Raw genomic sequence first — 12,798 nt, 5'->3', positions numbered from 1 at the left:
GCAAATCCGCCGGCCTCCGAGGCCATGGCGTTCGACACCGCGGCGGAGACCGGACAGCGCGTCGAGATCGAGGATCTACGGGAAGCGTCATCCGAGGTCTTCGCCAACCCAGACGGCACGGTCACCCGACGCGAGTACTCCACTCCGATGTGGTCGCGATACGAGGGCGAGTGGAAGAGGGCAGACGCCACCGTGATCCAGCACCCCGACGGAACCGTGGGCCCCGTCTCACCAGCCTTCGGTATCACCTTCTCCGGCGGCGGCACCACAGCGTTGGCAACCATGACCAAGGACGACAAGGTCCTGTCCTTGTCCTGGCCCACCGCGCTGCCGCAGCCCGAGCTCAGCGACAACACCGCCTTGTACCGGTCGGTTCTTCCCGACGTGGACCTCCAGGTCATCGCCGAAGTCGACGGGTTCACCGAACACCTGATCATCAACACGCCCCAGGCCGCTGCGAACCCCGAGGTGCAGAGCATCAAACTCGGCGTCGCCACGAACGGGGTCACCCTGACCAGCGACGCCGAGAACAACCTGACCGCCACCGACACAGACGGCAACACCGTCTTCAGCGCTCCGCCCCCCAAAATGTGGGAGCAGCCCGCCAGTACCGACGAACGGCCCGCCGGAGCAGCTCCGCACACCAACGACATTGCCCGCACGACCACGTCCGACGCGGATGTTGATCAGCCACGAACCGCTCCGGTGGGCGCCACGGTCAGCGACGGCACTCTGGTCTTGACCCCGGATCCCACATTGTTGGCCACGGCCGGCCAATTCCCACTCGTCGTCGACCCAGTGTTCACCGGTGGGCAACGCACAAAGTGGGCAGTTGTGTACTCCGCCACCCCGAGCGACTCCTACCCGAACGGTTCCGGCTGGCACTCCGGCACGCCGAGTGACGAGCCGCGGGTCGGTTTCAACGGAACTGGCCGCACACGGTCGTTCTTTGCTGTGAACACCGATGGCCTGGCCGGTGCGAACATCCTCGACGCGACCTTCGCCGTGGTCGAAACCCACTCATGGGGGTGCGACAAGTCCGTCGCCGGACCAACCGAACTGTGGTCAACCGGCAGTATTGACACCACCCCGACCTGGAACAGCCAGCCTGGATGGGCGGCCAAACTGGACTCCGCCTCCTACGCCCACGGCAACCCCACATACTGCCCAGGCAACCTAGGGCATGACTACCACTCCACAGCGCTCACCAACTACGTTCAGCAGGCGGCCAACAACGGCTGGAAGGCGTTGGCCTTCGGTATGCGTGCCGGTGACGGCTACGAGGACAACCAGAACAGCTTCAAGCGTTTCAAGAACAACCCCGCGCTCGAAATCACCTACAACTACAAGCCGACCGTCGACAGCCACGCCGCGTGGGAAGGCTCATGGAGTCCGGGAGGCGACGGCAACAAGGTAGTCGCGTGTGGCAGCCTTATCGGAAACAGCGGCATCACGCTGACCGCGAAACTTACCGACAAGGACCGCGGAACGGTCACCGGCGAATTCTCCGTGGCCACATCGGGCGGCGCCGCAGTGTCCTTCAGCCCCTCCACCGACACCGTCTCCAGCGGCCAGACAGCTTCCGTCACCGTTCCCGCGTCAAAACTAACCAACGGGTCCTACACCTGGAAAGTCCGTGCCAAGGACCAGGAGAACACCTATAGCGCCTATACGGCCTCCTGTGGGTTCCAGGTCGACCGTATCGGCCCCGCAGCAACCGTTGTCGTCACCAACACCGACGGCACCGCAGCCGACGAGCCCACCGACAAATACCCGGCCCGCAAGGCCGTACAGCTCAAGCTCTACCACTCCGCTAACGACGTTGCCGGTTTCTGCTGGAGTATGGACCAGTACCTGTCGGCCGCCAGCGATCGCTGCTCGAACGGCGCCTGGGTGAACGTCGGTACCGACCATCACACCGCCACCATTTCCGTGGTCCCCAGCGGCTGGCCGGTCAGCATTCTCCATGCTCTGGCCTACGACCTCGCTGGCAACCATTCTCCTCTCGACAAGATAACCGACGCGACAGTCCTCAGCACTACACAGCCCGAGTTCGTCTACGGTCCCGGGAAGGACCCCGGTTCCGGTCTGGCGACCGGTGACCTCGCAGGGGACCTCGACGGGGACGGCTACCCCGACCTGATCGCCACAGACAGCGAGGGCAAACTACTGCTGTACTCAGGAGATGGCACCGGCAAGGTCGCCGCAGCCAAGACAGTCGGACTCTCCGGCTGGAGCGGCGCCCTCATCGCCCACCGCGGCGACCTGCGCGGCTTCGCCAGCTCGACCGCAGCGCCAGACGGCTACGAAGACTTCGTCGTGCGCCTGAGCAACAACAGACTCTACGTCTACGGCAGTAACGGCCTGGGCTCTCCCAACTACGACACCCGCCGCGAACTCGTCCACACGAATGTCGACGACGCCGCGGACTGGATCCGTATCCGGCAGGTCATCATGCCCGGCGACATAGACCTGAACACTACGCAGGGCCACGAAAGAGGAAACGACCTCATCACCATCGAGTGCACAAGCGCCGCCTGCAGTAACGCCAATCTGTACCTCTACACCGGAAACACCGTCGGCAGTGGAACCGCCGCATCGCAGAACCAAGTCGAGCCCTTCGAACTGGGCAATCGCGTGACCATCGGAAACGGCGGCTGGAAGGATTACACCAACCTCGCTGTCGGCGATCAAAACGGCGACGGCATCCAGGATATTATCGCCCGGGACCCTAGTACCGGCCAGCTCTACCTGTATCCCGGCCAGCTCATCAACGGGAGTTACTCACTGGGCGCTCGCACCGTCTACGGCACCGCAAGCTGGCAGCTACGTCCGTATCTGGCCTCCCCCGGAAACGTCCAGGGGACCGTCACCACCGCCACCTACAGCGACCCTGACGCCGGCGCCGACATCGCCTATCGCCAGTTCCAACCCACCGACGGCGAAACCTACGGCGACCTGTGGGCCACCACGCCAGCCGATGCCAACGCCACCATCAACTACGTCGACGACGCCGGCGCGGCCATGAGTACCAACTGCCCCACCGGCTGTCTCCTGTTCTACCCAGGAGGACCCACCGCCCACCGCAGTCCCCACCTCGTGGGCACCGCCGCCTGGGCCACCCGCATCACCGGCATCTTCTGACCTGCCAGGAGCATGAACCACAGTGCACGGGCTGAACAGAGCTGACTGCAGAGCCTGTTCAACCACTGTTCAGCCCGTGCAGTCAGCGACACCAGGTCGATACCTGCCGCAAACGGCCCTAAGATCCGTACGGCCGTTTACAACGGCAGCCGGGGCACAGCTGTCTTAGAGCAAGAATGAGACATTGAGCATGAGAACAGAGAACACAGTGAGCATTGGCAGAGCAAGGCCCAGCCTGGCAACGATAGGAGTGCTCGCCGTATTGGCTGCGGTCTCCAGTTGCGGATCGAATGGCACCCCTCGCGGCGACAACGCCACGAAGGGCGAGGAGACTTCATCGGCAGCAGCGCCTTCCGGAGCGACACGTGCCCCTTCGTCGGTACTTCCGCCGAAAGCGCCCGGCGGCGTCCTCGATCAACACGGCCTGGACACGGCTGCTTTGGATCCCTCGGATCTCATCGGCTACGAGATCCTGACCATCGGCGGCAAAGGAAAACCTGTCGGCCTGCTCGACACAAGCCAGCGCATCCCCATCGCACCGGCCGCCTGCCAGCCTGTCTGGGACGTGATCAGGTATCGAACGGCTTACCCCGCTACCGGCCGCGTCGTCCAAACCGCCGAGGACACGTCACAGGACAACGGTCAACAGACCTCCATCATCCTCGCCTCCTACACCCCGACAACCGCGAGCCAGGCGATCTCCGACCTCCGCCAAGCGCTCCGCAAGTGCACAGCCTTCAAGGGAATACCAGGAGACACCGAATACACCTATAACAACCTCAAGGAACTACCTGACCCGCACCTCGGCGACGAGGCGATCTCTTACCGAATGACACGGACACTCCGCGGAAAAGCAGCCACTATGGTGCCACCGACACAACACTCCTACATCGTCGTCCGCATCGGAGCGACCCTGATCACCTTCTCCTCGTTCGGAGTCTCGAAAGAAAACGATAAAGACACCCAAATCCCTCTGCCAGTCCTTGCTGCACAGATCAAGAAATTGACCTGACGCCCCCGACCGGCGCTTCGTGCTTCACGCCGGCCATCGTCAGGGTCGGCGTCCGGCAGTCGTACGTCTCGGCCGCGGACCAGGCGACGCAGCGCAGGGCGTTGCCGCACATGCTGGCCGCGGAGCCATCGGCGTTGAAGCACGCCACGTCGAGGATCAGGGGATCAGTGCTCGTCACGGCGGTGAGTACGAGGCCGTCCGCTCCGATACCCGTGCGCCGGGCGCATAACTGCCGCGCCATCGCGGACCAGTCCTTGTGTACGTCGGGGTGAGGGCGCGCGAGCAGGACGAAGTCGTTGCCGGCGCCATGGAGTTTCTGGAAAGACACGGGGGTACCTCTCTCCTTCAACTGCGGACAGGCGAGGCGTGGTGGGCCGCCCAGTCGGTGCGGGCGCTGAGCAGGAGGGGCCGCACATCGTTCTCGATGCGACTGGCGAGCGTCCGAAGGGTGGCGGCGAGGGCGGCGAGCGCGTCCGGGTCGAGTCCGGTCATCCAGCAGTCGGGGGTGATCTGGACCTCGGCGAAGGGGAGGTGCGGCTCGGAGGAGTCCGGGAAGGGGTGGCACATGATGCTGCTGGCGAAGACCATGACCTCCTCCGGCAGGCTCATCGCTCCGCCCGTCCCGGCGGTGTGCGCACGGACGGAGGCCCCCTCGAAGTCCGCCCAGTGCGTGATGTCGGCCATGCGGGCCGGAAGTTGATCGGCGGGGATACCGTGGGTGGTGGGGTCCTCCTGCGCCCAGTCGGGCAAGTGGCCCGCGACGACGGAGCCGTCGTCCGCGGTGATCATCCAACGGTTGGAGATCGTGATCGTCTCCGATGCGGGGGGTGAAGTGGGAGCGTCGAGCGCTTTGGGTGCGGAGCTACGGCTCAGCGTGGCCGTGGCAGCAGAAGGCATGGCAGTGAGTCCTTCGTGGGGTGGGAATCATGAGAGCCGAGTCAGGCGTCGGGCTCTGCCAGCGATCAGGCGGAGCGCTCGGGCGCTAGGAGGCGCGAGTCAGCCAACTCCCAGCTGTGGCCGCCCGGGTGGCCCTCGAACTCGCTGCACGCTTCCCCGAGCCGTACGGCCGGGCAGTCCGGCAACTCGACGACGGTGCTCGGCTCCGCGCCGTCACACCACACCGTCCACAGAGACCCTGCGTGCGGACCCCGGAGGCCCAGAACAAGCGCCTGGTGCTCCGAGTTGTCGTGGTCGATCGCGCATACGAGTTCCTGCTGGGCGTCGTCGTCCGAATACGTCCCCGGCGTGAGGGCGTTGGCCATGGTGAGCGCGGCCTTTACCAGCGCCGGCGGTGAGACCACCCGCCGGCCGCAGATGAGCCGTTCCTCCTGGGCACCGGGCATGAATTCGTGTTCCTTCGGTGAGTGGAGCCGCTTTCGGCGGCATACGGGCGGGCGGCTGCCGACTCGCGGTCATGGCGACCGGCACGCGTCGGGTGCGGCGCGGTGGGTCAACGGCGTCATGTCCCAGCTCCGACAGCAACGACGGACCGCGGCAACTGGTCAGCTTGATCGGCGGCAGGCACGCTGTCCGGCGCCACCCCGTCCGTTGCCGCGCGTGGCAGGGAGAGTCGGGCCCAGACGAGCTTCCCTGCGCCGTGAGTGGCGTAGACGAAGCCCCAGGCACCTTCAGTCAGAGCCGCGACGAGCAACAGCCCGCGTCCGTTCTCGGCGTCCTCGGACAGAGGCCGGAGGATCGGTGCCCGCCGACTTGCGTCGTGCACCACCACGTAGAGGTGGCCAACGACGACCCGCAGTTCCAGAACGGAAGACAGCGGCGAGTGACGCGGACGCGACTCCCCGGTCTCGGCGTGCCGGATGGCGTTGGCGACCAACTCCGTCACGATGCTCAGCGCGTCGTCCAACACCTCTTCGGGCATCCCCCACTCGCCGAGGACATCCCGCGCGTGACGCCGGGCGTCGCTGACGCCAACCAGCTCGTGCCCGAGATCGAGTCGACTGTGAAGAACCGCCGTTGCGGAAATCATCGCTTCACCTCCCTGCTGCGACATGCACCACGGAGCCGGCCTGTCAGCCGCTCCACCGGGTGTGCTCGCCAGTCAACGGCGACGGCAAGGAGAGCGGCAGCGTTCACCGGGGAGTTCGCGAGTACGAGAGGTTCACCGCGCGTCGAGGGGGTTCACTCATGAACCCCCTGCCCCAGCCGACCGGAGCGTGACAGGATTGCCACTCGCCGTCACCACCCGATGGCAGGGGGACCATGGACAGAGAACCCAACCGCCGCCTCGCCGCGTTGATGGCCGAGGGGGGAGCGTCCAACAAGGGCCTAGCCCGCCGCGTCCGCGACGTTGCGCTGCGGCACGGCGTCCGCGTCGGCACCACCCACGTGTCAGTACAGCGGTGGCTCGACGGCGCCGGCATCCAGGCCGAGAACGCGGCGTTCGTGGCAGAAGCGCTCGGCGCCAAGTTAGGCCGCAGGATCACAACCGCCGACTGCGGCTTCTCCAGCCCGACGCTCAGCCCCGCTCCGAACGGTACGACCTACGCGGCGACTCTCGCCGCGGCCCTGGGCGTACTCGACGGACTGACGCAGCTGCGGCCCGAGGACAAGCCACCGGCAGTCGAGTTGCTGCACGACAACGAGGTCAACTCCGCCGTGCTGTCCTGGCTCGTCACACGACCCGACGGGATTCCCTCTGACCGGGCCGCGTCCCGTCGCATCGGAATGCGAGATGTCGCCGCCGTCCGGACCGCAGCGGAGATGTTCATGCACCTGGACTTTCTCTACGGGGGAGGTCACGGTCACAAGGCGCTGCGTCACTACTTCCGGCACGAGGTCCTGCCATTGCTGGACGCCGGTTACAGCGAGCGCGTCGGCTTCGCCCTCTTCAACGCCGCTGCCGAGATATCCCAACTCCTCGCGTGGACCGCCTACGACAGCGGCCACCACCACCTCGCGGATCGGTACCTCCTGTCGACGCTCAGGCTCACGCAGGTGACCGGCGACCGGATGATGGGGTCGCGCATCCTCGCCAACATGAGCCACCAGGCCAATTACCTCGGGCAGGTGCCGCGAGCGGTTCGGCTGGCCAGGGCCGCGGTCGAAGGCGGCGGCAACGGTCGGGCAACTCCGCGCGCGATGGCAATGTATTCGGCTCACGAGGCACGCGCCCTTGCGACGGCCCGGGACGTGAAAGGCGCGCAGCGCGCCATGCTCGACGCCGAGAACCATCTGGCTCACGTGGGTGACGCAGGTGATCCGCCCTGGCTTGCCTACATGGACGAAGCCGAGCTCGTGGGCGAGTTCTGCCACTGCTTCCGTGACCTCGGCGCATCGGCCCAGTCCGTCAACTATGCCGAGCATGCGGTCGCGCTCACCGATCCGAAGTACGCCCGGTCGCTGGGTTTCTGCCGGATGGTGCTCGCACAGAGCCAACTCCTGGACGGGCAGTTGGAAGCGGCCGTCACGACCGCCGGCCTCGCGGTGACCGCAGGAGACGCACTTCAGTCGGCTCGCTTCCAGCGCTATGTCCTGGACTTCCAGCGCGAGGTCTCGGTGCACGCCGACAACCCAGAAGTGCAGCAGTTCAACGACCACGTACGGACGGCGCTCTCCGGCCTGGACGACCAGTAGCGGCGACGTCAGCCCGGATGCCAGTCCCGGGGCGCCTGATCGTCGCGGAGCGAGGCGATACGGCGCGCGTACTCACTGGCGACCTCGTCGCTCTCGCCGACGTTCTGCATGAGCCAGGTGGTCATCTTGAATTCCTGGACTGCCCGCAGCGTCGGAAAGCTTGGCCAGTCGCGCAGATCGCGCCCGTACGCGCCGACGAACTCCGCGTACTGGTCGGACGTCTGCCAACCCAGGCTGTCGTACTCCGTGGCCGTCACCATCAGATCCCATTCGGGATGATCGCGGCAGAAGACTTCGAAGTCGATGAGGATCACGCGGTCGGAGCGGTCCACCATCAAGTTCTGGACGTGTGCGTCGCCGTGGACGGGACCGACCGGGGAGGCGAACGACAACTGCCCGATCTCACGTTCCAGTTGCCGGTGGCGTTCCCGCAGGAATTCCCGGTCGGACTCGGAAATGCCGGTCGCCTTCTCGATCCTCAGGACCGACCGGCCCATCGGCTCGAACCTCGGAAGGACCAGCGTCTCCGGCATCCGCAGCGCGTGCAGTTCGCGCAGGATCGAACCGAGCTCGCCGTACGTCGCCGCCCGACCACTCTCCTCGATCCGACGCCAGAATGTCACCGGGTGACCGGACACAACGACCGCCTGCTCAATGTCCTCCACGACCTGTGCCGCCGGGAAACCCTCGTCCGCCAGCCACCGCGACACTCCTACTTCCCGGCGCGCGGAATCCAGGTACCCCTCCGAGCGCGCGATCCGTACGATCACGGGCTGGCGTTCCAGCCGGAACAAGGCGTTCTCGCCGAGGCGGATCAGCCGCGCTCCCCCGGAGTCCAAGCCCGCCGCTCCACATGCCTCCACCATGACCTGGCGGGCGCGCGACGAGGTGAAGCCCTCGTGACCGCGCCCAGCACCGGACATCGGCATTACGCGACCACTCCCCAGCTTCGATCAAAGGCATACCACGGACGGCAGCCAAGCCGCCATGCCATACACGGCGGACTGCGCCTGCCATCCCGACGGTATAGAAGCGCGAGCCCAGGCTCGTACTTGGACGGGCGTCGGATGGTCATGGTCGTGGCTGTGCGACTACCGATGAGACCGGGCGCGGTCCGGAGACGGGGCGGGAGGTGAGGAGATCGGTGGAGCGGCCGTCACCGAAGGGAACCCTGGAGACACCGCTTGAGAGCGGAGGCGGGCTGCTTCGGCGCGGGGGTTGGGTGCGGGGTTGCGGGTGGTGTGTTGGATGCGGCCGAGGAGGACTTGGGCGGGGTGGTGGGCTGAGTCAAGTTCGCGGCGGGCGGCGGCTTCGGTCAGGAGGGTGCGGGGTGGGTGGCCGGCGGCTTGGGCGTCGGCGAGGACGGTTGCGAGGGCGGGCCAGGTGGGGTCGGTGAGGATGCGGTCTGCGTGGTCGGGGACGGCGGTGCGGACCTGTGCGGCGAGGGTGTGGGTGATCTCCATGGTGGGCTGTCGGTGGGCGAGGGCGGCGAGGTGGGGGGCGGCGGCCTGGTCGTAGGCGGCTTGGAGGTGGGTGACGGTGGCGCGGGCTGCTTCGGCTTGCTGCTGATGGCCACGGGCTTGGTGCCAGCGGGCCGCCAGGATCGCTGACCAGACCAGGGCGGTGAGGAGGACGGCGAAGGTGCTGCCGTCGGGGCCGTCGCCGGCGTGGACGATGTCGCGGGCAGCTTGGCGCAGTCCTGCTGCGGTGTGGTGGTCGGCGCGGATGCGGGAGCGCTGGGCGCGGGCGAACTCCCGGCTGGCGGAGCGTAGTTGGTTGCGCAGTTCGGCGGGTCCGGTCTGGGCGGTGGCGTCGATGATCTCGCCGAGCGCGGTGATCTGCGCCTGCGCCCGCGCGTCGTCCCAGGCGTCCGGGTGCTGGGTGAGACGGTCATGGAGGGTGTCGAGAGCGCTGGTGGTGCGCTGCCAACAGGTAGCGGGCCGGTCGCGGCGGGCCGTCGGCTGCTCCTCAGGCGCGCTCCCCGCGAGGCGGTCACGGAGCTTGGGGAGGGTCAGGTCGGGGGCGATTTTCCCGCCGGGGATGTAGAGCTGGGTGCCGTCGGCTTTCAGGTCGCCGGGGCGGCCGACGCTGTAGCCCTGGAGGTCGCCCGACGGCAGCCGGCGGACCTTGACCTCGACACCGTCGGACTCCAGATAGGCGAACAGCTCCTCCACGCTCGCGGCGTGCGGGATGGCGGCCCGGATGCGCTCCTGCAGCCAGGCACGGCTGGTCTGCTCCCAGCCGAGCCGGTCGGCCTTGTGCATCTCGGCCTGGGTCGGGCGGCGCTCCCCGGTCCGGTCGCCGGGCACGACCTGGTGCAGGCCGAGTTCGGTCTCGATCAGGCGGGCTTCGGCCTGGGCGCGCATGCCGCAGTTGTGGATTTTAGGGCGGCGGCCGTCCTCGCGGACAGTGGTGGCCAGGATGTGGATGTGGTCATCCGCGTGGCGCACGGCGATCCACCGGCAGGCCAGCGGGTCACCGTCGGGGGCGATGCCCGCGGCGTGGACGATACGGCGGGCGATCTCGCCCCACTCGGCGTCCGACAGGTAGCGGTCGCCGGGCGCGGCGCGCACGGGGCAGTGCCACACGTGATCGGTGACGGACTTGCCGAAACCTTCGTTGCGGAGGCGGACGGGGGCATCGAGGACCTGGCCAAGCTGGGTGAGGGTGGCGTCGGGGTCGCGGCCGGGGTCGGGCAGGCCCAGGGGGCTGAAGGAGGCCACGATGTGCGGGTCGTAGTGCTCGTCGTGCCGGCCGGGCCCGTAGAGGTAGGCCAGCAGCCCACGGGTGTTCCCGCCGGGCTTCTTCACCGACGGGATCACGCGTCCTCCCCGTCCGTGCGGCCGGCGGCCTCGGCGGGCAGGAGCAGGGCGCGGGCGATGTGGGTGAGGAGGCGGTCGAGGCGTTCCAGGCGTTCGCGGATGTCCGGCTCGATCCGGTCGTCGCGGTGCAGCACGTGCACCATCTGGTTGATGTTGACCCCGATCCGGTTGATCTCGTACCGGATCTGCGCGCGGAACTCCTGCGCCGCCTGCCGTTCGGTGTGCAGCGGAAGATCGACGGTGAACGCACCCCGGATGAACGCCAGCGCGATATCCGCCAGATACCCCGACAGGGTGCCCTCGTAGCCGTGCCGCCCGGCCGCGTCCAGCAGCTCGGCGTGCTCGAACTCGGTGAAGCCCACCGGCCCGACCCGCAGCCTGCGGCGCTTGCCGTTGAACCGGCGGATCTTACCCTTGGGCATCGTTTGGGTGCCGGCGGGTACGGCGAGCGGCGGCACATCGAGCGCGGGAACGTTGGCGTGGATGAACGCTGTGTCCACCTCACCGGGCTGACCGGCGGCGCTGGTCGGCGCGGTGGCGTGTTCGCCGGCGCGCGCGGCAGTTAGGACGTTGCGCTGTACGGCGTCGAGCTGGTCCGTGTCGGGGCCGCTGGCGGCGCCTGCTTCTCCGCCCGGCGCGCCCTCGCGCCGGGCCTCCTCCGCCACCCCCGGGGCGGAGGACCCCAGACTCCGGCCAACAGTCGGAGACTGGGTACAACTGGCTCCGCCCGGGGCCGTGCTGGTGAAAGGCCCGCCGCCACAGACCAGCCAGTTTACGGGACTTGGCGGCGGGTCCGGGGCTTTCCTCGGCGGCCGTGCCGGTGTCAGGGGTGGGCTTCACGGTGGGCTCCAGCCGGGCGTTTTCGGTATGACGGATGACGGTGCGGGTCCTCTCGTTGCACGGGTCATGGTCCGGACGGGTGGCGGTTTGGCCGAGCCGCGTTCGGGGTGTACGGGGAGCGGCGTCCGGATGTGCGGAAGTCCCATCCGGGACTTCCGCACATCCGGATCGCGGACATGCGCGAGCGCTGCTCGCCGGAGCTTTGGTCAGGCGTCCGCAGGATGCGTCCGCGCCGGTTCCATCGCTTCGGCGGCGGGGGCGTGTTCGTCCTTGAGGTGCTTCATCAGCTGGGTCAGCCGGGAGCTGGCGACCGGTGTACCGGTGTCGCTTATCGCCTGCTTGACCACGGCCAGACTGACGCCGTGCTCGGCGACAGCGGGGCGGGCTATCGCGAGGAGCTGGCCCATGGTTGCCGCCGGCGGTCGGCCGGTGCGTTTGCCGGTCGGGGCGCGCTTGGCGTTCTCCGGTCGGCTACGGGCGGGTGCCGGTTGTCGGTCCGGGGCTGTGGCCTGTGCACGCTCCGGCTGCCGGACCGTAGCCGCGACCGCTGCGTCGGGTGCGCGACCGGCACTGGTCAGAGTCGTGTCCGTGACGGTGGGTGTGTGGAGGTGGCGGAGCAGAGTGGGGCCGACGGCACCCCAGCCGAGAAGCAGTGCCGGGGCGACGGTGTCCAGGGCGGCGCGGCCGTAGTGCCTGGCCAGCAGGGGTTCGGCGGTGTTCAGCGCGACGGTCAGGAGCCCGCACAGGTGCATGAGGCGTGTCGCTGAGCGCAGGTGGACGGGGTCGGTGCCGTGGGCGGCCAGGTGGTGCAGGGCGACGAGCAGGCCGACGACGGACAGGTCGACCATCGGGGCGATCAGCGGGGCGATCGGGCGCGGTATGCCGAGCCGGAGTGCGAGGGTCCAGACGTTGCCGAAGGAGAACACGAAGGCGAGTGCGGCGATGACCGCCATCACGACGGTGATCGTCGTGCGGGCGAACGCACCCGTGGCGACCGGGTCGGCGTTCGGTGGTGTGCTGGGCATGCGGAAGAACATCCTTACGGACGTGGGCTTGCTGGAAGATCCGTCTTGCCGTCTTGGCCGTTGCAGCCGCAGGTCAGGACGGTCACGGCAGTGGGCCGACGGTGCCGTCCTGGGAACGGCAGACTGCCGTCACGGAGCTGCCCGCCGGGACGGCGGCGTGCTGGGACGGCGAGGTGCGGTGCTGCCGTCCCAGCCTCACCCTGTGTGACCTGCGGCGGTACGGCGGAGACGGCCAAGACGGCACGGGACGGGTATCGGCGCCGTCCCAGGGCGGCAACGCGACCGGGCGATGATCGCGTTGCCGTCTTGGACCCGGTTGCCGTCTCGCAAAGACCCTTGTTGGCCTGCGGTGTTACGGCAG

The 12,798-nt window shown here is 67.8% G+C and carries 11 protein-coding genes; 3 read left to right on the top strand and 8 right to left on the bottom strand.

Translation table 11 applies throughout. The features are described from left to right. Positions 1-24 precede the first annotated feature (24 nt). Together ABZX65_RS14555 and ABZX65_RS14550 are read left to right on the top strand one after the other, a co-directional pair. Positions 25-3,144 carry a hypothetical protein gene (locus tag ABZX65_RS14555; protein WP_355338337.1) on the top strand — a complete coding sequence of 1,040 codons (3,120 nt, stop codon included), beginning with the start codon at positions 25-27 and terminating at the stop codon, positions 3,142-3,144. A 190-nt stretch (positions 3,145-3,334) separates the two neighbouring features. Beyond that, positions 3,335-4,156 carry a hypothetical protein gene (locus ABZX65_RS14550; RefSeq protein WP_355338334.1) on the top strand — a complete coding sequence of 274 codons (822 nt, stop codon included), beginning with the start codon at positions 3,335-3,337 and terminating at the stop codon, positions 4,154-4,156. On the opposite strand, the gene ABZX65_RS14545 is transcribed toward ABZX65_RS14550, so the two are convergent. From ABZX65_RS14545 to ABZX65_RS14530, 4 genes are all read right to left on the bottom strand, one after another. After that, the gene (locus ABZX65_RS14545) at positions 4,140-4,484 is read right to left on the bottom strand and encodes a hypothetical protein (protein ID WP_355338331.1); all 345 of its coding nucleotides are present in this window, start codon (positions 4,482-4,484) and stop codon (positions 4,140-4,142) included. The two genes, ABZX65_RS14550 and ABZX65_RS14545, sit on opposite strands and share 17 nt — an antisense overlap. A gap of 17 nt (positions 4,485-4,501) precedes the next feature. After that, positions 4,502-5,053, bottom strand: coding sequence for a hypothetical protein (locus tag ABZX65_RS14540; protein ID WP_355338328.1), 552 nt, complete (start codon positions 5,051-5,053; stop codon positions 4,502-4,504). A gap of 65 nt (positions 5,054-5,118) precedes the next feature. Then, positions 5,119-5,499 carry a hypothetical protein gene (locus tag ABZX65_RS14535; RefSeq protein ID WP_355338325.1) on the bottom strand — a complete coding sequence of 127 codons (381 nt, stop codon included), beginning with the start codon at positions 5,497-5,499 and terminating at the stop codon, positions 5,119-5,121. A 116-nt stretch (positions 5,500-5,615) separates the two neighbouring features. Then, positions 5,616-6,143: an ATP-binding protein gene (locus tag ABZX65_RS14530; RefSeq protein ID WP_355338322.1), complete on the bottom strand. Its 528-nt coding sequence runs from the start codon at positions 6,141-6,143 to the stop codon at positions 5,616-5,618. A gap of 233 nt (positions 6,144-6,376) precedes the next feature. Between ABZX65_RS14530 and ABZX65_RS14525 the strand changes: the two genes are divergently transcribed. After that, on the top strand, positions 6,377-7,750 hold the full coding sequence (locus ABZX65_RS14525) for a sporulation protein (protein WP_355338319.1): 1,374 nt from the start codon (positions 6,377-6,379) through the stop codon (positions 7,748-7,750). 8 nt (positions 7,751-7,758) lie between these two features. Here the strand turns inward: ABZX65_RS14525 and ABZX65_RS14520 are convergent, their stop codons facing one another. The 4 genes from ABZX65_RS14520 to ABZX65_RS14505 all read right to left on the bottom strand — a co-directional run bounded on the left by ABZX65_RS14520 (position 7,759) and on the right by ABZX65_RS14505 (position 12,437). Then, a complete protein-coding gene (locus ABZX65_RS14520) occupies positions 7,759-8,679 on the bottom strand; it encodes an aminoglycoside phosphotransferase family protein (RefSeq protein ID WP_355338316.1) in 921 nt (306 codons plus the stop codon). 162 nt (positions 8,680-8,841) lie between these two features. Then, entirely contained in the window at positions 8,842-10,572 is a 1,731-nt protein-coding gene (locus ABZX65_RS14515; RefSeq protein ID WP_355338313.1) for a mobilization protein, read from the bottom strand. Further along, complete coding sequence (gene mobC / locus ABZX65_RS14510) at positions 10,569-11,237, bottom strand: plasmid mobilization relaxosome protein MobC (RefSeq protein WP_355338310.1); 669 nt, start codon at positions 11,235-11,237, stop codon at positions 10,569-10,571. The genes ABZX65_RS14515 and mobC overlap by 4 nt, the downstream gene beginning before the upstream one ends. Positions 11,238-11,618: 381 nt before the next feature. Then, positions 11,619-12,437, bottom strand: a complete 819-nt coding sequence (locus tag ABZX65_RS14505; protein ID WP_355338307.1) for a DUF2637 domain-containing protein — start codon at positions 12,435-12,437, stop codon at positions 11,619-11,621. Positions 12,438-12,798: the final 361 nt, after the last annotated feature.

It is taken from the genome of Streptomyces sp. NPDC003300 (genome assembly GCF_040610915.1).
GTDB lineage: Bacteria > Actinomycetota > Actinomycetes > Streptomycetales > Streptomycetaceae > Actinacidiphila.
Note: the sequence above shows the minus strand (reverse complement) of the source record. Positions and strands in the feature narration are given on the sequence as shown.

Coding starts and splice junctions, on each gene's coding strand:
- ABZX65_RS14535 (WP_355338325.1), bottom strand. CDS start 5,499: ATGCCCGGTGCCCAGGAGGAACGGCTCATCTGCGGCCGGCGGGTGGTC.
- ABZX65_RS14555 (WP_355338337.1), top strand. CDS start 25: ATGGCGTTCGACACCGCGGCGGAGACCGGACAGCGCGTCGAGATCGAG.
- ABZX65_RS14525 (WP_355338319.1), top strand. CDS start 6,377: ATGGACAGAGAACCCAACCGCCGCCTCGCCGCGTTGATGGCCGAGGGG.
- ABZX65_RS14505 (WP_355338307.1), bottom strand. CDS start 12,437: ATGCCCAGCACACCACCGAACGCCGACCCGGTCGCCACGGGTGCGTTC.
- ABZX65_RS14540 (WP_355338328.1), bottom strand. CDS start 5,053: ATGCCTTCTGCTGCCACGGCCACGCTGAGCCGTAGCTCCGCACCCAAA.
- ABZX65_RS14530 (WP_355338322.1), bottom strand. CDS start 6,143: ATGATTTCCGCAACGGCGGTTCTTCACAGTCGACTCGATCTCGGGCAC.
- ABZX65_RS14550 (WP_355338334.1), top strand. CDS start 3,335: ATGAGAACAGAGAACACAGTGAGCATTGGCAGAGCAAGGCCCAGCCTG.
- ABZX65_RS14520 (WP_355338316.1), bottom strand. CDS start 8,679: ATGCCGATGTCCGGTGCTGGGCGCGGTCACGAGGGCTTCACCTCGTCG.